This window comes from Streptomyces showdoensis, from assembly GCF_039535475.1.
In the GTDB taxonomy this organism is placed as follows: domain Bacteria; phylum Actinomycetota; class Actinomycetes; order Streptomycetales; family Streptomycetaceae; genus Streptomyces; species Streptomyces showdoensis.
In genome coordinates this window covers 2,476,182-2,495,318 of the sequence record NZ_BAAAXG010000026.1, presented here as the reverse complement: position 1 = coordinate 2,495,318, position 19,137 = coordinate 2,476,182, and the positions used below count along the sequence as shown (strand labels likewise).

The following is a 19,137-nucleotide window of genomic DNA, read 5'->3' as shown; positions in this document are numbered from 1 at the left end:
GCGCGCCTCCGCTACGGGAGGTTGCGGGCCATGACGATGCGCTGGACCTGGTTGGTGCCTTCGTAGATCTGGGTGATCTTGGCGTCGCGCATCATGCGTTCGACGGGGTAGTCGCGGGTGTAGCCGTAGCCGCCGAGGAGCTGGACGGCGTCGGTGGTGACCTCCATGGCGACGTCGGAGGCGAAGCACTTGGCGGCGGCGCCGAAGAAGGTGAGGTCGCCGTCGAGCCGTTCGGACTTGGCGGCGGCGGCGTAGGTGAGCTGGCGGGCGGCTTCGAGCTTCATGGCCATGTCGGCGAGCATGAACTGGATGCCCTGGAAGTCGGCGATGGGCTTGCCGAACTGCTTGCGTTCCTTGACGTAGCCCTTGGCGTAGTCGAGGGCGCCCTGGGCGATGCCGATGGCCTGGGCGGCGATGGTGATGCGGGTGTGGTCGAGGGTCTTCATGGCGGTGGCGAAGCCGGTGCCCTCGTCGCCGATCATGCGGTCGGCGGGGATGCGGACGTTGTCGAGGTAGACCTCGCGGGTGGGGGAGCCCTTGATGCCGAGCTTCTTCTCGGGGGCGCCGAAGGAGACGCCTTCGTCGGACTTCTCGACGACGAAGGCGCTGATGCCCTTGGAGCGCTTGTCGGGGTCGGTGACGGCCATGACGGTGTAGTACTCGGAGACGCCGGCGTTGGTGATCCAGCGCTTGACGCCGTTGAGGACCCAGAAGTCGCCGTCGCGGACGGCGCGGGTCTTCATGCCGGCGGCGTCGGAGCCGGCGTCGGGCTCGGACAGGGCGTAGGAGAACATCGCGTCGCCCTTGGCGAGCGGGCCGAGGTACCTGGCCTTGAGCTCCTCGGAGCCGGAGAGCATGACCGGGAGCGAGCCCAGCTTGTTGACCGCGGGGATCAGGGAGGAGGAGCCGCAGGCGCGGGCGACCTCCTCGATCACGATCACGGTGGCCAGCGCGTCGGCGCCGGCGCCGCCGTAGCTCTCGGGGACGTGGACGGCGTGCAGGTCGGCCGCGACCAGCGCGTCCAGGGCCTCCTGGGGGAACCGGCCCTCCTCGTCCACCGCCGCGGCGAACGGCGCGATCTTCGCCTCCGCCAGCGCACGGACCGTCTCACGGAGCATGTCGTGCTCCTCCGACGGGCGATACAGGTCGAAATCGGGGGTGTTGTTCTTCCCGGACGCCATGCTCAGCTCACTCGCTTCCACGCTTGCTAACTACCGTTAAGTAACCCAAAGCGTAGGGCGTGACCCGGCCTCGATCCAGGCCCCGACTATGCTCGGGCACGCATTTCCCGCCCGTACGCACAGGGAGTCCCGCATGGCCCTCAAGATCACCGTGATCGGCACCGGATACCTCGGCGCCACCCACGCCGCGGCCATGGCTGAGCTCGGCTTCGAGGTGCTCGGGCTCGACGTCGTGCCCGAGAAGATCGAACTGCTCGCCTCCGGCCGGGTGCCGATGTACGAGCCGGGCCTGGAGGAACTGCTCGCCCGTCACGTCGAGGGCATCGAGGGCTCCAGCGGGCGGCTGCGGTTCACCACCTCCTGGGAGGAGGTCGGCGCGTTCGGCGACGTCCACTTCGTCTGCGTGAACACCCCGCAGAAGCACGGCGAGTACGCCTGCGACATGTCGTACGTCGACGCCGCCTTCTCCTCGCTGTCCGGCGTGGTGCGCGAGGGCGCGCTCGTCGTCGGCAAGTCGACCGTGCCCGTCGGCTCGGCCCAGCGGCTCGCCGGGCTGCTGCCCGAGGGCGTCGAGCTGGCCTGGAACCCCGAGTTCCTGCGCGAGGGCTTCGCCGTGCAGGACACCCTGCACCCGGACCGGATCGTGGTCGGCGTCACCGAGGGCGCGGGCGGCGAGCGGGCCGAGAAGCTGCTCCGCACGGTGTACGCGGTGCCGGTCGCGGAGGGCTCGCCCTTCGTGGTGACCGACTACCCCACCGCCGAGCTGGTGAAGACCTCCGCGAACTCCTTCCTCGCCACGAAGATCTCCTTCATCAACGCGATGGCCGAGGTCTGCGAGGCGGCCGGCGGCGACGTCGCCAAGCTGGCCGAGGCGATCGGGCACGACGAGCGGATCGGCAACAAGTTCCTGCGGGCCGGCATCGGCTTCGGCGGCGGCTGCCTGCCCAAGGACATCCGGGCCTTCATGGCGCGCGCCGGCGAGCTGGGCGCGGACCAGGCGCTGACCTTCCTGCGCGAGATCGACTCGATCAACATGCGGCGCCGCGCCTCCATGGTGGAGATGGCGCGCGAGGCGCTGGGCGGGGGCTTCCTGGGCAAGCGGGTGGCGGTGCTGGGCGCGACCTTCAAGCCGGACTCGGACGACGTGCGCGACTCGCCCGCGCTGAACGTGGCGGGCCAGATCCACCTCCAGGGCGGCCAGGTCACCGTCTACGACCCCAAGGGCATGGCCAATGCCCGCCGCCTCTTCCCCACGCTGGGGTACGCGGACTCGGTCGCCGAGGCGGTCCGGGGGGCGGACGTGGTGCTGCACCTGACCGAGTGGCGGGAGTTCCGGGACGCGGTGGACCCGGCGGAGCTGGCGGAGCTCGTGTCGTCGCCGGTGATCCTGGACGGGCGCAACGCGCTGGACCCGCAGCGGTGGCGCGAGGCCGGCTGGTCGTACCGCGCGATGGGACGCCCGCGCGCCTGAACCGCGACGGAAGTCCGCGACGAGGCACGTACGGGCCGGGGCCCGACCGCTGGTGCGGTCGGGCCCCGGTCCGTTCTCGGGCGTCCTCGGGCGGCCCTCAGGCGGCCTTCAGCCGGGTCGTTCTCGCGTGGAACTCCGTTTCGCGCAGGACGCGGGTCGCGTTGCCGTGGGACAGGGCCACCAGCTCCTGGGCCGGCCACGCCCGGCGGAGCAGCTCCGCGAAGAGCGGGACGTAGCCCGTGGCCGGGTCGGTCGCGTGGGAGAGGCCGGTCGCCCCGGGGCCCGCGAGGCCGCGCAGGCGGTCCAGGGCGTCGGCCGTGGCCGCCGCGTCCGGCGTGACCGGGACCATGCAGACGCCGCCGTTCTCGCCGAGGAGGCGCAGCACGTCGTCCGGCATGGCGTCGGGCTCCGCGCGGGTGAGCACGACCGGGGCCCGTCCCACCGCGAGGGTCTGCCGGATGGTGTCGGGGTCGGCCCCCGTGAGGTCCACGGTGAGGCCGAGGCGGTTCATCTCGCGCACCGCCTCGCGGGCGAAGCGGTCGAAGCGGGTGAGGCCGACGGCCCGTGCGCCGAGCGCGTGGTACGCCCGGAGGACGGCGACCGAACCGCCGACCGCCTCCCAGCTCACCGTCCCCAGGAGGGCGGCGACCCGGCCGCAGTTGCGGGCGTGGGCCATCTCCGACGTGGTGTGCGTCAGGCGCAGCTCCTCGGGGAAGGCGGCCACCAGCGCGCGGATCGCGTCGATCCGGCGCAGGGTGCCGGGCACGCCCTCGTCCGCGCCCACGCGCAGCGACCAGAGTTGGGCTCCCGCCTCGGGCGCCCGGACCGGCGGGAGGTCGTCCGGGTCGAGCGCGCGGGGCGGTTCCGCGTGCCCCTCGACGACCGGCTGCGCCGCGAGCAGGGCGCGCGCACGGGTCGACTCGTCGAGGGGCCGGGGATGTTCGGGGGGATCCTGGTCGCCCGCGGACGCGGCGTGGGCGACGGTGAACGTCAGGGTGGTGGGCTCGTCGAGCAGATCTGCCATGGGTGAATCAACTCCGTACTACTGGGCAGTACGGCCACCGTGCCACCGGCCGCGGGGGCGGGCGCGGTGGGATGCTCCGTTCGAGCGACGGGGACGGGGCGGGGAGCCGGGCACGACGGAGGGCCCCGTCGGCGACGGGGCCCTCCGGTGCGCGTGACGTGCTCCGCGTACGCGTTACGCGTCCAGGGACTCGATCGTCGCCACGGACGGGCCCCGCAGCGCCCGCTGCTCGCGCGCGACCGCTTCCGCGTCGCGCAGCACCCGTACCGCGTTGGACCAGGTCAGCTTGGCCAGGTCCTGGTGCGACCAGCCGCGGGTGAGGAGCTCCGCGACCAGGTTGGGGTAGCCGGCGACGTCGTCGAGGCCGGCCGGGGTGAAGGCGGTGCCGTCGTAGTCGCCGCCGATCCCGATGTGGTCGATGCCCGCGACCTCGCGCATGTGGTCGAGGTGGTCGGCGACCGTGGCGGCCGTCGCGATCGGCCGCGGGGTGCCCGCCTCGAAGGCACGGTGGATCTCCATCGCCTCCGGGGTGGTGTCGAGGTGGTCGAAGCCGTGGGCGCGCAGGTTGTCGTCGGCCAGGGCGGTCCACTCGACGGCGGCGGGGAGGATGAACTTCGGCACGAAGGTGGCCATCGCCACGCCCCCGTTGGCGGGCAGCCGCTCCAGGACGTCGTCCGGGACGTTCCGCGGGTGGTCGCAGACCGCGCGGGAGGAGGAGTGCGAGAAGATCACCGGCGCCGCGGTGGTGTCCAGCGCGTCGCGCATGGTGGTGGCGGCGACGTGCGAGAGGTCGACCAGCATGCCGCTGCGGTTCATCTCGCGGACGACCTCGCGGCCGAAGGCGGTCAGGCCGCCGTGCCGGGGCTCGTCGGTGGCCGAGTCCGCCCAGTCGTTGTTCTCGTTGTGGGTGAGCGTCATGTACCGCACGCCCAGGGTGTGCAGGGCGCGCAGGGTGGCGAGGGAGTTGTTGATCGAGTGGCCGCCCTCGGCGCCCTTGAGGGAGGCGATCCGGCCCTCCTTGCGGGCCGTCTCGATGTCGTCGGCGACGAGCGCCGGCGCGAGGTCCGCCGGGTAGCGGGCGAGGAGCTGGTCGACGACGTCGATCTGCTCCAGGGTCGCGCTCACCGCGGCGTCGCCGGTCATCCGGCCGGGCACGTACACCGACCAGAACTGGGCGCCGACGCCGCCGGCCCGCATCCGGGCCAGGTCGGTGTGGAGCGAACCGCTCTGGTCGCCGGCGATGTCCAGCCGGTCGAGGTCGTAGCCGCACTGCTCGCGCAGCGCCCAGGGCAGGTCGTTGTGGCCGTCGACGACGGGTGCGGAGGCGAGGAGTTCCCGCGCCTCCGCGAGGCGGTCGGCCGCGCTCATCGGGCGAACCCGAAGGACTCCGCGCCCTCGACCTTGGCCCGCAGCCGCTTGCCCTTCTCGGTCGCCTGGTCGTTCAGCTCCTGCTGGAAGTCCCGCATGCGGGCGAGCAGCTCGGGGTCGTGCGTGGCGAGGATGCGGGCCGCGAGGAGACCCGCGTTGCGGGCGCCGCCGACCGAGACGGTGGCGACCGGGACGCCGGCCGGCATCTGCACGATGGAGAGCAGCGAGTCCATGCCGTCGAGGTACTTCAGCGGGACGGGGACGCCGATCACCGGGAGCGGGGTCACCGAGGCGAGCATGCCCGGCAGGTGCGCCGCGCCGCCCGCGCCCGCGATGACCGCCTTCAGGCCGCGCTCGGCCGCCTGCTCGCCGTACGCGATCATCTCGCGCGGCATGCGGTGCGCGGAGACGACGTCGACCTCGTACGCGATCTCGAACTCGTCCAGGGCCTGCGCGGCGGCCTCCATGACGGGCCAGTCCGAGTCGGACCCCATGACGATGCCAATGAGCGGATTACTCAACGATCGTTCCTCGCAGGTAGTCGGCGGCGTGACGGGCGCGCTCCAGCACCTCGTCCAGGTCGTCGCCGTAGGTGTTGACGTGGCCCACCTTGCGACCGGGCTTCACGTCCTTGCCGTACATGTGGATCTTCAGCTGCGGGTCCCTGGCCATGCAGTGCAGGTACGCGGAGTACATGTCCGGGAAGTCGCCACCGAGAACATTGCACATCACGGTCCACTTCGCGCGGGGGCGCGGGTCGCCCAGCGGAAGGTCCAGCACGGCCCGGACGTGGTTGGCGAACTGCGAGGTGACCGCGCCGTCCTGGGTCCAGTGGCCGGAGTTGTGCGGGCGCATGGCGAGCTCGTTGACGAGGATGCGGTGCGTGCCCTCGGCGTCGACCGTCTCGAAGAGCTCGACGGCCAGGTGTCCGACGACGTCCAGCTCCTTGGCGATGCGGAGGGCCAGCTCCTGCGCCTGGCCCGCCAGCTCGTCGGAGAGGCCGGGGGCGGGCGCGATCACCGTGTCGCAGACCCCGTCGACCTGACGGGACTCCACGACCGGGTAGGCGACGGCCTGCCCGTGCGGGGAGCGGACGATGTTCGCGGCGAGCTCGCGCGCGAAGTCGACCTTCTCCTCCGCGAGCACGGCCACGCCCGCGCGGAACGCGTCGTGGGCGTCCGCCTCGGAGCGCACGAACCAGACGCCCTTGCCGTCGTAGCCGCCGCGCACGGTCTTCAGGATGATCGGGAAGCCGTCGCCCTCGGCGGCGAAGGCCGCCGCGTCGGCCGGGTCCGCGACCAGGCGGTGCCGCGGACTGGGCGCGCCGATCTCGTCGAGCCTCGCCCGCATCACCCCCTTGTCCTGGGCGTGCGCGAGGGCCGCACGGCCTGGGCGGACGACGATGCCGTCCGCCTCCAGGGCCGCCAGGTGCTCCGCGGGCACGTGCTCGTGATCGAAGGTGATCACGTCGCAGCCGCGCGCGAAGTCACGCAGCGTGTCCAGGTCGCGATAGTCGCCGATGACGACCTCGCTCACCACCTGGGCCGCCGAGTCCTGCGGGGTGTCACTGAGCAGCTTGAACTTGATGCCGAGGGGGATGCCCGCCTCGTGGGTCATACGGGCGAGCTGACCGCCACCGACCATGCCGACTACCGGGAACGTCACCCTCTTAGGGTATCCGCACAAGTTCCGGACACTCGTCCGGCTGTGTTTTGTCACAGCCCGGAGTGGGTTCGCCTACAGATCGCGAGCAACACAGGCGGGTGACAGGAGGGCTGGTTAGCATGGTTTGGTTGACGCCGTCCGGGCGTCGGCCGGAACACATCCGAGACGGACGGGACAGAGCCATCACGATGAGTGAACCCGGCGCGCTGCGCATGCGAGTGGACCGGCTCGTCCGCGAGGTAGCCAAGTTCGGCGTGGTCGGCGGACTGGGCGTCCTGGTGAACCTGGCCGTCTTCAACCTGGTCCGCCACCTCACCGAGCTCCCGGTGGTCCGGGCGAGCATCATCGCCACGGTCGTGGCGATCGCCTTCAACTACGTGGGGTTCCGCTACTTCACGTACCGCGACCGCGACAAGTCCGGGCGGACCAAGGAACTGACCCTGTTCCTGCTGTTCAGCCTGGTCGGCATGGTGATCGAGAACGGCGTGCTCTACGCCGCGACGTACGGCTTCGGCTGGGACACCCCGCTCGCGAGCAACTTCTTCAAGTTCTTCGGCATCGGCGTCGCGACGCTGTTCCGCTTCTGGTCGTACCGGACCTGGGTCTTCAAGGCGCTGCCCGCGAAGGAGGCGGTCCAGACCGCCGAATCGTTCCTGGAGCAGGCCCCCCGCCAGGGCTCGCGCAAGCAGCCCGACCGGGTCTGATCCCGCCCGTTCCCGCCCGCCCCGATACGCACCCGCGCCCGGCTCCGCTCAGCGGACCGGGCGCTCCTCGTCCTGCTCCGACCGGCTGCGGACCTCGCGGCTGAGGAAGAGGGCGAAGACCGGCGGCTGCTGCTGCAGCAGCTCCAGACGCCCGCCGTCGGCCTCGGCGAGGTCCCGGGCGACCGCGAGGCCGATGCCCGTGGAGCTGCGCCCGCTGACCGCCCGCTCGAAGATCCGCGCCCCGAGCTCGGCGGGGACGCCCGGTCCCTCGTCGGTGACCTCGATCACGGACTGGTTGCCGGTGACCCGGGTGCGCAGCGCGACCGTGCCGCCGCCGTGCATGAGCGAGTTCTCGATGAGCGCCGCCAGAACCTGGGCGACCGCGCCCGGGGTGCCCACGGCCCGCATGTGCTGCTTGCCGGAGTGGACGATGGCCCGGCCCGCGCTGCGGTAGGCGGGGCGCCACTCCGCGATCTGCTGCTTGATGACCTCGTCCAGGTCGAAGGCGACGGCGGAGCCCGTACGGGGGTCGCGCGAGTTGGTGAGCAGCCGCTCGACCACGTCGGTCAGCCGCTCGACCTGGGTGAGCGCGATCGTCGCCTCCTCCCGGACCGTGTCGAGGTCGTCGGCCATGGCGACCTCCTCCAGGCGCATGGAGAGGGCCGTCAGCGGCGTCCGGAGCTGGTGGGAGGCGTCGGCGGCGAGCCGGCGCTCGGCGGTCAGCATCCGGGCGATCCGCTCGGCGGAGTTGTCCAGGACGTCCGCGACCCGGTCCAGCTCGGGCACCCCGTACCGCTTGTGCCGGGGGCGCGGGTCGCCGGAGCCGAGCCGCTCGGCGGTCTCGGCGAGGTCCGTGAGCGGCGAGGCCAGCTTGTTCGCCTGCCGCACGGCGAGCAGCACCGCCGCCACCACGCACAGCAGCGCCACGCCCGCGATGATCATCAGGGTGCGGGCGACCTCGTCGGTGACGACCGAGCGGGCCTCCTCGACGGTGACCGTCTCGCCGCGCTCGCCCTCGGCCAGGCCGTGGATGACCTGGCCGCTCGGGCGGGTGCCGATCTCGATGGGGTCGCGGCCGGGGATGGTGATCCGGGCGTAGCGCTTGGCGCCGCTCTGCTCGGCCAGGATGTCCGGGTTGACCGGCTCCCCGCCGATCAGCCGGCTGTCGACGATGGAGACGATCCGCAGCGCCTCGGAGTCCACGCTCTCCTGGGCGCTGTTGGAGATGGTGCGGGACTCGACGATCACCAGGGAGACCCCGAAGACGGCGATCACGACGAGCACCACGGCGAGCGTGGAGTTGATCAGGCGGCGGCGCACGGAGTCGGGTGCCTAGCTCTTCTCGAAGCGGAAGCCGACGCCCCGGACCGTGGCGATGTAGCGGGGGTTGGCCGCGTCGTCGCCGAGCTTCTTGCGGAGCCAGGAGATGTGCATGTCGAGGGTCTTGGTGGAGGACCACCAGGTGGTGTCCCAGACCTCGCGCATCAGCTGGTCGCGGGTGACCACCCGGCCGGCGTCGCGGACCAGCACCCGCAGCAGGTCGAACTCCTTGGCGGTGAGCTGGAGCTCCTCGTCGCCCATCCAGGCGCGGTGCGACTCGACGTCGATCCGCACCCCGTGGGTGGTGGGGGCGACGGCCGGCTCGGTGGCGCCGCGCCGGAGCAGGGCCCGGACCCGGGCCAGCAGTTCGGCGAGCCGGAAGGGCTTGGTGACGTAGTCGTCGGCGCCGGCGTCGAGGCCGACGACCGTGTCGACCTCGTCGGCGCGGGCGGTCAGGACCAGGATCGGCACCGTGTGGCCCTCGGCGCGCAGCCGGCGGGCGACCTCCAGGCCGTCCATGCCGGGCAGGCCCAGGTCGAGCACGACCAGGTCCACCCCGCCCTGGAGTCCGGCGTCGAGCGCGGTCGGACCGTCCTCCCTGACCTCGACCTCGTAGCCCTCCCGCCGCAGGGCGCGGGCCAGCGGTTCCGAGATGGAGGCGTCGTCCTCGGCGAGCAGTACACGGGTCATGGGGTGATGGTAGTCCGCACGGCGGCGGTGCCGGGGCGTGATCCACCGGCCGTGGGTCACGCCTCTGGATCTTGGCGCGTAACCTGCTGATGACCTTCGAATGAAGGAAGTTGGTTCCGCAGTCGCCTGTGATCCATCTCTCAAGTCCTTCCATATCCGACACTGTCATGTCGTATGGTGGCGAGAGTTCTGTAGCGGTAATCGGGGACCTTTGGCCGTGTTCGTGCGCCAAGGGTCTCTTTTCTGCACAAGGATCGCCTCGGCAGCCTTGGGAACAGTGAACGACCTGTGGGCCGGGTCCTGGGCGCGATGACGCGTCAGGGCGTGGATCCCGGGGAGGTGCGACCGCGCCTCGCCGGTGCCGGCCTCCCCCACCGGGCGCACCACGCTCACGAAGCGCGCGTCCCGACAGAGCAAGGATCGACATGGCGTCCAGCCTGACGACGGCTTCCGCCGGAACCCCCGGTTCCGAGAAGACCTTCTTCGGCCACCCCCGTGGTCTGGCCACCCTCTTCATGACCGAGATGTGGGAGCGCTTCTCCTACTACGGCATGCGGGCCCTCCTGGTCCTCTACCTGGTCTCCGGTGGCGCCGACGCCGCCACGGGCAGCCAGGGTGGCGGCCTCGCCATGACGGCCGCCACGGCCACGGCGATCTACTCCGTGTACGTGTCGATGGTCTACCTGATGGCCATGCCGGGCGGCTGGTTCGGCGACCGCGTCTGGGGCGCCCGCAAGACGGTCGCCATCGCCGGTTTCGTCATCATGGCCGGTCACGCCTCGCTGGCGATCCCGGGCCAGGCCGCGTTCTTCGCGGGTCTGGCGCTGGTCGCGGCCGGCTCCGGTCTGCTGAAGGCCAACATCTCCACGATGGTGGGCCACCTCTACGACGGCCCGGACGACCCGCGCCGTGACGGTGGCTTCACGCTCTTCTACATCGGCATCAACCTCGGTGCGTTCGTGGCGCCCTTCGTCGTCGGCACCGTCGGCGAGAAGGTCAACTGGCACCTCGGCTTCGCGCTCGCCGCGGTCGGCATGGGCCTCGGCCTGCTGCAGTTCCTCCTCGGCACCAAGAACCTCAGCCCGAAGAGCAACGTCGTCCCGAACCCGCTCTCGGCCGCCGAGCGCAAGAGCGTCCTGGTCAAGGTCTGCCTGGTCGTGGCCGCCGCCGCCGTCTTCTACGGCGTGGTCGTCGCCCTCGGCATGTACACCCTGAACTGGGCCCTGGTCCCGATCACCCTCGCCGGTCTGATCATCCCGATCGCCGTCCTGGTCCGCATCAAGCGCGACAAGGACCTCGACAAGACCGAGCAGTCGAAGATGTCCGGGTACATCTGGTTCTTCGTCGCCGCCGCCGTCTTCTGGATGATCTACGACCAGGGTGGCTCGACCCTGTCGCTCTTCGCCGACAGCAAGACCGCGGACACCGTCTTCGGCCTCGGCTTCCCGGCCACCTGGTACCAGTCGCTGAACCCGCTGTTCGTCATGGCGCTGGCCCCGGTCTTCGCCTGGCTGTGGCTGTGGCTGTCCCGCAAGAACCAGGAGCCGAACACCATCGTGAAGTTCGCGATGGGCCTGGTCCTGGTCGGCGCGTCCTTCTTCGTCTTCATCGTCCCGATGAACATGGCGGGCGACGGCACCAAGGTCTCCCCGATGTGGCTCGTCTCGATCTACATGATCCAGACCATCGGTGAGCTGTGCCTCTCCCCGGTCGGCCTCTCCGTCACCACGAAGATGGCCCCGCAGAAGTACGCCTCCCAGATGATGGGCGTCTGGTTCCTCGCGGTCACCGCCGGTGACTGCACCACGGGTCTGCTGTCGCTGGCCGGTGTGGACCTGAACGGCACCGGGATCATCGCGATGGAAGCGTCCCTGGCGGTCCTCGCCGGATTCGCGATCTACATGTACCGCAAGAAGGTCCAGGGCCTCATGGGCAGCGTGCACTGACCCCGCCGGTCACGCACGCACGGAGGGCCGCCGCACCGCATCGGTGCGGCGGCCCTCCGCCGTTCCCGCGGTCCTCTCCGTCCCGTCCGTCCTCAGCCGCCCGCTAGCGCCGCAGCCTGGCCCACGGCGTGAAGGTGAAGACCGCGCCGCCCAGCAGGATCACCGTGCCCGCCACCAGGGCGAGGGCGCGCAGCGCGCCGGCGTCGTCGGCGCCGGTGTGCGCGAGGTCGTCGCCGCCGGAGCCCCCGGTGCCGCCGGTGCCGCCGGTCACGCCACCGGCCTGCTTGGTCGTGTCCAGCTCCAGGGAGACCGGGGAGGCGCCCTGGACCTTGCACGGGATGACGATCTTCGACCCGGCCAGCATCACCGTGATGGTCAGGTCACCGGGGCTGAGCGTCGCCTTGCCGCTGGCGCCCGGCTTGTAGGTGCCGGTCATGTCGGTCAGCGACACCATCTCCCCGGCCGCCACGGCGGCCGGGTTCGCCGGGCCCTTCACGGCCACCGTGCCGCTGTCGGCGCCCCCGACCCGTACCGCCATCGAGGGCGTGAGCGCCCCCTTGGGCAGCGGGGCCGGGCTCGTCATGACGCCCTTCCCGGTCTTGACGGTCAGCTGGTACGAGCCGCCGCTCTTCCGGGCGCTGATGGTCACCTTGGAGGTGACCGCCTTCGGCCCGGGCGACTGGCAGGACAGCTTGACGGCGACCTCCTTGCCCGGGAAGTCCGTCTGGTCGCCCCCGCCGCCCGAGCTCCCGCCGGAGGCGGTGGTCGAACCGCCGGCCGTGCTCCCGCCGGAGGTGGAGGTGGAGCCGCCGGAGGTGGTGGTCGTGGACCCGCCCGAGCTCGTCGTGGAGCCCCCGGACGTGGTCGTGGTCCCGCCCGAGGCGGTCGTCGAGCCACCGGAGGTCGTGGTGGACCCGCCCGAGGCGGTCGTCGAGCCACCGGAGGTCGTGGTGGACCCGCCCGAGGTGGTCGTCGAGCCCCCCGTCGTCGTGGAGCCCCCCGTCGTGGACCCGCCGGAGGAGCCGCCGCCGTCCGTCACCTTGATGGTGGCGGCGGCCCCGACCGACTCCTTCGGCGAGCACTTCGTGTCCGTCGACAGCGGCTTGGAGACGTTGATCGTGTACTTGTCGGGCGTCAGCGTGATCTCGCCCGCCTTGTCCAGCTTCAGCTTGCCCTTCATGTCCGGCAGCACCATCGGGCTGTTCTTCTTGATCGGCGGGTTCTGCCGCGGCCCCTCCATGGACAGGGTCCCGCTCGCCGCGCCGCCGACCTTGATCGTGCCGGTCGGCTTCACGGTGTCCTTGTCCAGGTCGAGCACGTCGGGGTTCTTGGAAGCGGCCGTGACCGTCTTCCAGACCACCTCGACCTCGTCGCCCACCTTGGCCGTGGCCGGCGCGGTGATCTGCACCGTGGTGGTGCCCTGCACCGGCGGGAGGCCGGAGATCGGGGGCGGGATGCACTCGGTCTTGTACGAGACCTCGGCGGCCAGGGCGGGGCTCGCGGTCAGCAGGATTCCCGCGCCGCCGAGCATCAGCGCGACGCCCGCCGCGAGCGTCCTCCGGGTCGTGCGTGTCGTGCTCACGACTGTCCCTTCGTCGTCGGACTGTTCTCTGACGGTGCGGAATGGGGGGTGAACCACGGCAGCACCGCGGTCGGCCGGTCGTCCCCGGCGGTCGCCCGCGGTACGGGCACGGGGGCGCGCTCCGGCACGCGGTGCCGGTGCTGCGTCTGCTGCCGCCGCCGGGCCGCCGGGCGGGTGCGGTCGACGACCGCCATGCCGATGCGGAAGAGACCGGCCGGGACGACCACCGCGAGCAGCAGCCAGAAGAGCGTGACGCCCCACGGGCGCCCGACGCCCCAGGGCTGCTCGACCAGCACCTTGCCGCCGTAGCGCACGGACACCTGGTAGTCGCCGTGGGCGCCCGCCGTCAGCTCGACGGGCAGCCTGATCAGGGCCTTGCGGCCGGGCTCCAGGGTGCCGCGCCACTGGCGTTCCTCGTACTGCGGCGAGAAGACCCCGTGGCTGCTGCCGACCTCGAAGACCGGGTCCTTCAGCGGGGTCTGGCCGAGGTTGCCGACGGTGAAGACCACCTCGCGGCGGGCGGGCGCGCCGAACCAGACGAGGACGCCGCTGGAGCCTTCGAGCCGTACGGAGGCCAGCACGGCGAGCCGGCCGGTGCCGGACGGCTCGGGCAGCGGCGCCGTCGGGTGCCCGGCGACGGTGAACTCCACGTCCACGGAGTCCTGCTGACCGGTGACCCCGGCCACGTGGACCACGCAGGGGCAGGGCTTGGGCGGTTCTGCGACCGGCAGCTTCTGGCTGAAGGCGCCCTTGGCGTCGACGGTGGCGGCCCGGCCCTCGGTGTTGGCACAGGAGTTGGTGCCGCCGATGACGCCCTTGCCGGGCGCGGACTGGCCGCAGATCAGCAGCATGAGCAGGGCGCCCGGCTTCCATCCGGAGCCGCTGACGGTGAGCTCGCCGCCCTTGCCGCCCTCGCTCTGCGAGAGCGCCACCTTCGGACCGGCCGCGGCGGGCCCGGCGGCCGCGGGGGCGGTGGGCAGCAGGGCGAGCAGCAGCACGGCGAGCAGGGCGGCGGCCGCCCCCGTACGCATCGGGCTCATCGGGTCCTCCGTATCGCGTACGCGGTCGCGCCGGCCGCCCCGAGGAGGGCGGCGGCCGCGGAGCCCACGCCCGCCGCGGAGGCGAGGACGGTGTCCGCGGCGGCCGTCGCGGGGGCGGCGCCCGGGGCGGTGGCCGTCAGACGGACGGTGACCGAGTCCAGGGCGGGCGGGTCGGGCCAGGCTTCGGTGCGGGCGGCCCGCTCGCCGGGGCGCAGGGTCAGCGGGAGCGGGCGTTCGGGCCGGTCGACGAGCCGGCGGCCGAGGACGCCGTCGGCGCGGACGGCCAGGCGCGGGGCGAGCAGCGTGTTGCCGCGGTTGACGAGCGTGTAGTGCAGGGTGCCGGAGCGGTCGACGCGGACGTCCTCGACGCTGAGCGCGGCGAGCCGCGGCCCGCTGACCCGCAGGTGCAGCGGGACGACCGTCTCGCGTCCGGCGGCGCTGGCCCGTACGGTGCCGCGCAGGTCGCCGGGCGGGGTGTCGGCGGAGACGGTCACCGCGAAGGGCACGTCCGCGCGGGTCCTGGCGGGCACGGTGACGGTCCGGGCGGCGAAGGCGACGGGGGCGCCCTGGCCGGTGAGCCGGACGGTGAGCGGGCGGGTGCCCGGGTTGGTGACGGACAGGGTGTCCTGGAGCACGCTGCCGGCGGCGCCCTCCAGGTAGACGTACGGGCGTCCCGCGGCGGGCGCCGCCGTCCAGCCGGGCGCGGGGGCCGCCGCGACCGCCCCGAGGAGGGCGAGCGCGGCGGCCCCGGAGCCGGCCCACGCCGTCCGCATCAGCGTGCCGTGCGCCGGGTGAGCCAGAGCACCCCGGCCGCGCCGGTCAGCAGCACGGTGCCGCCGAGGGTGCCGAGGGCGACGGCCGAGTCGAGCGGGCCGGTCTTGGGCAGGGTGCCCGTGCCGCCGGAGTCGCCGCCGCCGGAACCGCCGGTGCCCTCGGAGTCGCCGCCGCCCGCGCCGCCGGCCGCGGTGACGTCCAGCTCCAGGGCGGGCTTGGGGCTGTTCTTGGGGGTGCAGACGGCCGCGTCCATGCCGAGCGCGTGGACGGTGAGGACGCCGGCGGTGAAGGTGACCTTGCCGCTCTTCCTCGGGGTGTACGTGCCCGTCAGCTTGCCGATGCTGATCGGGGTGTTCGGCGGGATGGCGGCCGTGTTGGGCACGCCCTTGACCTGCACCTTGCCGCTGTCGGCGCCGCCGACGACGATGTCGGCGCGCGGGGTCATGACGCCCTTCGGGAGTTCGACGGGGCTGTCGGAGACGCCCTTCTCGAAGGACATGGTGATCGTGTACGAGCCGCCGTTCTTGACGGCGGTGATGTCGACGGGCGAGACGGCGCCCTTGGGGCCGATCTTCGTCTCGCAGGCGTAGTTGACGTCGACGACGGTCGCGTGGGCGGCGGGGGCGGTGAGCAGGACCGTCGCGCCCGCCACCGTCATCGCCGCCGTCAGCGCGCCGGCCCTTCTTCTCCGGTTCGGCACCTTGAGCACCCCTCACCGCACGTAGCTGACGATCTATCAGATTGGCCGTCAAGGTACGCCGGGGGCCTTGTAGAGGGAAGAGAGAAGAGAGTGAAAGTCCTATGCGGGCGCGGCCAGTTCGGCCCAGACCGTTTTGCCGGGGGCGCCCGGGGTGCGGTCGATGCCCCAGGCGCGGCAGAGCCGCTGGACGATGAACATGCCGTGCCCGCCGGGCCGTCCGGCGCGGTGCGGGGTGCGCGGGGCGGGCTGGCCTGCGCCGCGGTCGGCGACTTCGAGGCGGAGCACCTCGGCGAGGCGCAGCACGCGGAGGCTCTCGGGGCCCTCGGCGTGCAGACAGGCGTTGGTGACGAGCTCGGAGACCACGAGCAGGACGTCCTCGGCGGCGGCGCGGCGGTCGGCGGTGGCCGCGGGCAGCCAGCCCCAGTCGTAAAGCGCCTGCCGGGTGAAGTCACGGGCCAGCGGGACGGTGCCGCTGGCCGCACCGAGGGCGAGGGTGCGGACCTCGGGGTCGCCGGAGGCGGTCTCCTTCAACGCTTCACCTCACCGAGTTCGGCCGATTGACGGGTGGCGGGACGTACAGGGGCGGGCCGGTCCCGGGCGGGACGCCCGTGCGGGCTCAGTCGGGGAGCGCCGCCTCGAGCGAGTCGTGGACGGTGAAGACCGCGTCCGCCCCGGTGATCTCGAAGACCCGGGCCACCACCGGCCGCATCCCCGCCAGATGGACCCCTCCGCCGGCGGCGTCCGCCCTCAGCCGGGCGCCGAGGAGCACGTTGAGGCCGGTGGAGTCGCAGAAGTCGAGCCGCGAGCAGTCGAGCACGAGTCGGGAGCGCCCCTCGTCGAGTGCCCGGTCGAGTGGCGCACGCAACAGTTCGGCGGTGTGGTGATCGAGCTCACCCACCGGGGTGAGCACCTCGCTCGCCCCCACGGTGCGGACCTCGACCCGGAACCGCCCGGGTGCGCTGTCGATGTGCTGGCGGTACATGCCTCGAACCATACAAGTGCGGGCCCGTTCCCCGCACACGAGCTCTCCCACATATGTATATAAAGCAGACAATTGCCACTTGCAACCACCGGGGCGGAGCGGGTAGGCCTAGAAGGACACATTCCGTATGGCCGGCTTGGAGGCGCCGCAAACCGCAGCGAGAGAACAATGATGGAGGAGACCATGTCACCCCGGCTCGACGTCCCGGAGCTCGCGGACCTCCCGCGGATCCCGCACCCGGACGAGATCGCGCCGCACGACGCGCGCGCCCTGTCCAAGACCCTCTTCGCCCGCCTCGGCGAGCTGGAGGAGGGCACCCACGAGTATGCGTACGTCCGCAACACCCTGATCGAACTCAACCTGGCCCTGGTGAAGTTCGCCGCCTCCCGGTTCCGCACCCGCAGCGAACCCATGGAGGACATCGTCCAGGTCGGCACCATCGGCCTGATCAAGGCGATCGACCGCTTCGACCTGGCGCGCGGCGTCGAGTTCCCCACCTTCGCGATGCCGACCATCATCGGCGAGATCAAGCGCTTCTTCCGCGACACCTCGTGGTCGGTGCACGTGCCGCGCCGGCTCCAGGAGCTCCGCATCGCCCTGGCCAGGACCGGCGACGAGCTCGCCCAGCGCCTCGACCGCTCCCCCACCGTCGACGAACTCGCCCACGAACTCGGCATCGGCGCCGACGAAGTCGTCGAGGGCATGGCCGCCGCCAACGCGTACACCGCGAGCTCCCTCGACGCCCCGCCCGAGGAGACCGAGTCCGACGGCACCACCCTCGCGGACCGGCTCGGCTACGAGGACCACGGCCTCGAAGGCATCGAGTACATCGAGTCCCTCAAACCGATGATCGCCTCCCTCCCGCCCCGCGACCGCCGCATCCTCTCCCTCCGCTTCACCGCGGGCCTCACCCAGTCGGAGATCGGCGAGGAACTCGGCATCTCCCAGATGCACGTCTCCCGCCTCCTCTCCCGCACCCTGGCCCGGCTCCGCAGGGGACTGACGGCGGAGGAGTGAACTCCCCGGGCGGGGATGCGGAAAACGGGTGGCCCGGCCGCACGCGGCCCTGGGAGGGTTCCGAACGTCGACCCCGACGGAGGCCCCTTGTCGCGCACCGCCCATAACGTACCGCCCGCGCACGCCCGGGTCGCCGGGGACCGCCCACCCGGCGCTCCCTGGCACGCCGTGGTGCTCCACGACCTGCGTGCTCGGCGCGGTGCAGCCGCGCCGACCCCGGTCCGCCGGTCCGTGGCCGTGTACTCCTTCCCCCGCCACAACCGGGACCGCACGGTCGCACGTATGGCCGCGGTGGAGGAGCGCCGCGCCCGGCAGCGGCTCCGGGCCCGGCTCGGGGTCGTCATACGACTCGTCGACTCCCCCGCCGGGCGGCTCGCGCCGGAGGCCGCGGACACGGTGGACGTGCCCCCGGCACGGCACCGGCGCGCGGCGCTCTGGCTGGCGTGACCGCCCGTCAGGCCACCCGCACGCCCCGGCGCCAGACCTCCGAGACGAGCGGGACGCCCGGGCGGTAGGCCAGGTGGACGTGGGAGGGGGCGGCCAGGAAGGTCAGGTCGGCCCGGGTGCCGGGGGTCAGGCGGCCCACGTCGGTGCGGCGGAGGGCCGCCGCGCCGCCGGCCGTGGCGGACCACAGGGCCTCGTCCGGGGTCATGTGCATGTCCCGGACCGCCAGCGCGATGCAGAACGGGACCGAGGACGTGAAGGACGAGCCCGGGTTGCAGTCCGTGGAGAGGGCGACCGTCACACCCGCGTCGAGGAGGCGGCGGGCGTCCGGCCACTCGGCGCGGGTGGAGAACTCCGCGCCGGGCAGCAGGGTCGCGACCGTGTTGCCGGAGGCCAGCGCGTCCACGTCCGCGTCCGTCAGGTGCGTGCAGTGGTCCGCGCTCGCCGCGTCCAGTTCGACCGCGAGCTGCACGCCGGGGCCGTACGAGAGCTGGTTGGCGTGCACGCGCGGCAGCAGGCCCTTCGCCTTGCCCGCCGTGAGGATCGCCCGGGCCTGGTCGCCGTCGAAGGCGCCCTTCTCGCAGAAGACGTCCACCCAACGGGCGTACGGGGCGCAGGCGTCGAGCATCGCGCCCGTCACCAGGTCCACGTACCCGGCCGGGTCGTCGGCGTAGTCCGGCGAGACGATGTGGGCGCCCAGGTAGGTGACCTCGTCCGTGTGCTCGGCCGCGATGCGCAGGGCGCGGGCCTCGTCCTCGACCGTCAGGCCGTAGCCGGACTTGGTCTCGAAGGTGGTCGTGCCCTGGCGGAGCGCCTCCTCCAGGTAGCGCGCCACGTTCGCCGACAGCTCGGCGTCCGTCGCCGCGCGGGTGGCCGCGACCGTCGTCCGGATGCCGCCCGCCTTGTACGCCTGGCCCGACATCCGCGCGTTGAACTCGGCGGTGCGGTCGCCCGCGAAGACGAGGTGGGAGTGGGAGTCGACGAAGCCGGGGATCACGGCGCGGCCCGCCGCGTCGACCCGCTGGTCGGCGGCGGGGGCCTGCGCCGCCGGGCCGGCCCAGACGACCCGGTCGCCGTCCAGGACCAGGGCGGCGTCCTGGACCAGACCCAGGGGCGAACCGTCGCCGAGGGTCGGGTCGTTGGTGACCAGGCTGGCGATGTTCGTGATGACGGTGGTCGTCATGGGTGCTCTCCGTGGGGGGTGTTCGGGTGCGGGCCGGTGGTCGGGT

19 protein-coding genes are annotated in these 19,137 nt (G+C 72.4%); 5 read left to right on the top strand and 14 right to left on the bottom strand.

Annotation, left to right across the window (positions count from 1 at the left end; genetic code table 11):
* Positions 1-11 precede the first annotated feature (11 nt).
* Positions 12-1,181, bottom strand: coding sequence for an acyl-CoA dehydrogenase family protein (locus ABD981_RS24430; protein WP_345530380.1), 1,170 nt, complete (start codon positions 1,179-1,181; stop codon positions 12-14).
* A 133-nt stretch (positions 1,182-1,314) separates the two neighbouring features.
* Here ABD981_RS24430 and ABD981_RS24425 point away from each other — a divergent pair, with 133 nt between their 5' ends.
* Positions 1,315-2,652, top strand: coding sequence for a UDP-glucose dehydrogenase family protein (locus ABD981_RS24425; protein WP_046910100.1), 1,338 nt, complete (start codon positions 1,315-1,317; stop codon positions 2,650-2,652).
* Between the two features lie 97 nt (positions 2,653-2,749).
* Here ABD981_RS24425 and ABD981_RS24420 read toward each other — a convergent pair whose 3' ends face one another.
* The 4 genes from ABD981_RS24420 to ABD981_RS24405 form a co-directional block, all read right to left on the bottom strand.
* A complete protein-coding gene (locus ABD981_RS24420; RefSeq protein WP_046910101.1) occupies positions 2,750-3,676 on the bottom strand; it encodes a membrane dipeptidase in 927 nt (308 codons plus the stop codon).
* A 174-nt stretch (positions 3,677-3,850) separates the two neighbouring features.
* Positions 3,851-5,044, bottom strand: coding sequence for a dipeptidase (locus ABD981_RS24415; protein WP_046910102.1), 1,194 nt, complete (start codon positions 5,042-5,044; stop codon positions 3,851-3,853).
* Entirely contained in the window at positions 5,041-5,538 is a 498-nt protein-coding gene (purE, locus tag ABD981_RS24410; protein WP_046910103.1) for a 5-(carboxyamino)imidazole ribonucleotide mutase, read from the bottom strand. Before purE ends, ABD981_RS24415 begins: the two co-directional genes overlap by 4 nt.
* 19 nt (positions 5,539-5,557) lie before the next feature.
* A complete protein-coding gene (locus tag ABD981_RS24405; RefSeq protein ID WP_123954878.1) occupies positions 5,558-6,709 on the bottom strand; it encodes a 5-(carboxyamino)imidazole ribonucleotide synthase in 1,152 nt (383 codons plus the stop codon).
* Between the two features lie 188 nt (positions 6,710-6,897).
* Between ABD981_RS24405 and ABD981_RS24400 the strand changes: the two genes are divergently transcribed.
* Entirely contained in the window at positions 6,898-7,413 is a 516-nt protein-coding gene (locus tag ABD981_RS24400; protein WP_046910105.1) for a GtrA family protein, read from the top strand.
* A gap of 48 nt (positions 7,414-7,461) precedes the next feature.
* Here the strand turns inward: ABD981_RS24400 and ABD981_RS24395 are convergent, their stop codons facing one another.
* Together ABD981_RS24395 and ABD981_RS24390 are read right to left on the bottom strand one after the other, a co-directional pair.
* On the bottom strand, positions 7,462-8,733 hold the full coding sequence (locus tag ABD981_RS24395) for an ATP-binding protein (protein ID WP_046910106.1): 1,272 nt from the start codon (positions 8,731-8,733) through the stop codon (positions 7,462-7,464).
* A 12-nt stretch (positions 8,734-8,745) separates the two neighbouring features.
* The gene (locus ABD981_RS24390) at positions 8,746-9,423 is read right to left on the bottom strand and encodes a response regulator transcription factor (protein WP_046910107.1); all 678 of its coding nucleotides are present in this window, start codon (positions 9,421-9,423) and stop codon (positions 8,746-8,748) included.
* 425 nt (positions 9,424-9,848) lie between these two features.
* On the opposite strand from ABD981_RS24390, the gene ABD981_RS24385 reads away from it, so the two are divergent.
* The gene (locus ABD981_RS24385) at positions 9,849-11,369 is read left to right on the top strand and encodes a peptide MFS transporter (RefSeq protein ID WP_046910108.1); all 1,521 of its coding nucleotides are present in this window, start codon (positions 9,849-9,851) and stop codon (positions 11,367-11,369) included.
* Between the two features lie 103 nt (positions 11,370-11,472).
* On the opposite strand, the gene ABD981_RS24380 is transcribed toward ABD981_RS24385, so the two are convergent.
* The 6 genes from ABD981_RS24380 to ABD981_RS24355 form a co-directional block, all read right to left on the bottom strand.
* Positions 11,473-12,900 (bottom strand): hypothetical protein, encoded by a 1,428-nt coding sequence (locus ABD981_RS24380; RefSeq protein WP_046910164.1) that lies wholly within the window; start codon positions 12,898-12,900, stop codon positions 11,473-11,475.
* Between the two features lie 47 nt (positions 12,901-12,947).
* On the bottom strand, positions 12,948-13,991 hold the full coding sequence (locus tag ABD981_RS24375) for a hypothetical protein (protein ID WP_046910109.1): 1,044 nt from the start codon (positions 13,989-13,991) through the stop codon (positions 12,948-12,950).
* Complete coding sequence (locus ABD981_RS24370) at positions 13,988-14,764, bottom strand: COG1470 family protein (protein ID WP_046910110.1); 777 nt, start codon at positions 14,762-14,764, stop codon at positions 13,988-13,990. Before ABD981_RS24370 ends, ABD981_RS24375 begins: the two co-directional genes overlap by 4 nt.
* On the bottom strand, positions 14,764-15,465 hold the full coding sequence (locus ABD981_RS24365; RefSeq protein WP_046910165.1) for a hypothetical protein: 702 nt from the start codon (positions 15,463-15,465) through the stop codon (positions 14,764-14,766). Before ABD981_RS24365 ends, ABD981_RS24370 begins: the two co-directional genes overlap by 1 nt.
* Before the next feature lie 99 nt (positions 15,466-15,564).
* Positions 15,565-15,996 (bottom strand): ATP-binding protein, encoded by a 432-nt coding sequence (locus ABD981_RS24360; protein WP_046910111.1) that lies wholly within the window; start codon positions 15,994-15,996, stop codon positions 15,565-15,567.
* Positions 15,997-16,081: 85 nt separating this feature from the next.
* Entirely contained in the window at positions 16,082-16,447 is a 366-nt protein-coding gene (locus ABD981_RS24355) for an STAS domain-containing protein (RefSeq protein WP_046910112.1), read from the bottom strand.
* A gap of 171 nt (positions 16,448-16,618) precedes the next feature.
* On the opposite strand from ABD981_RS24355, the gene ABD981_RS24350 reads away from it, so the two are divergent.
* Together ABD981_RS24350 and ABD981_RS24345 are read left to right on the top strand one after the other, a co-directional pair.
* Entirely contained in the window at positions 16,619-17,464 is an 846-nt protein-coding gene (locus ABD981_RS24350; RefSeq protein ID WP_205628254.1) for an RNA polymerase sigma factor SigF, read from the top strand.
* A 282-nt stretch (positions 17,465-17,746) separates the two neighbouring features.
* On the top strand, positions 17,747-17,911 hold the full coding sequence (locus ABD981_RS24345) for a hypothetical protein (protein ID WP_205628252.1): 165 nt from the start codon (positions 17,747-17,749) through the stop codon (positions 17,909-17,911).
* A gap of 7 nt (positions 17,912-17,918) precedes the next feature.
* Here the strand turns inward: ABD981_RS24345 and hutI are convergent, their stop codons facing one another.
* On the bottom strand, positions 17,919-19,091 hold the full coding sequence (hutI, locus tag ABD981_RS24340) for an imidazolonepropionase (RefSeq protein WP_046910115.1): 1,173 nt from the start codon (positions 19,089-19,091) through the stop codon (positions 17,919-17,921).
* Positions 19,092-19,137: the final 46 nt, after the last annotated feature.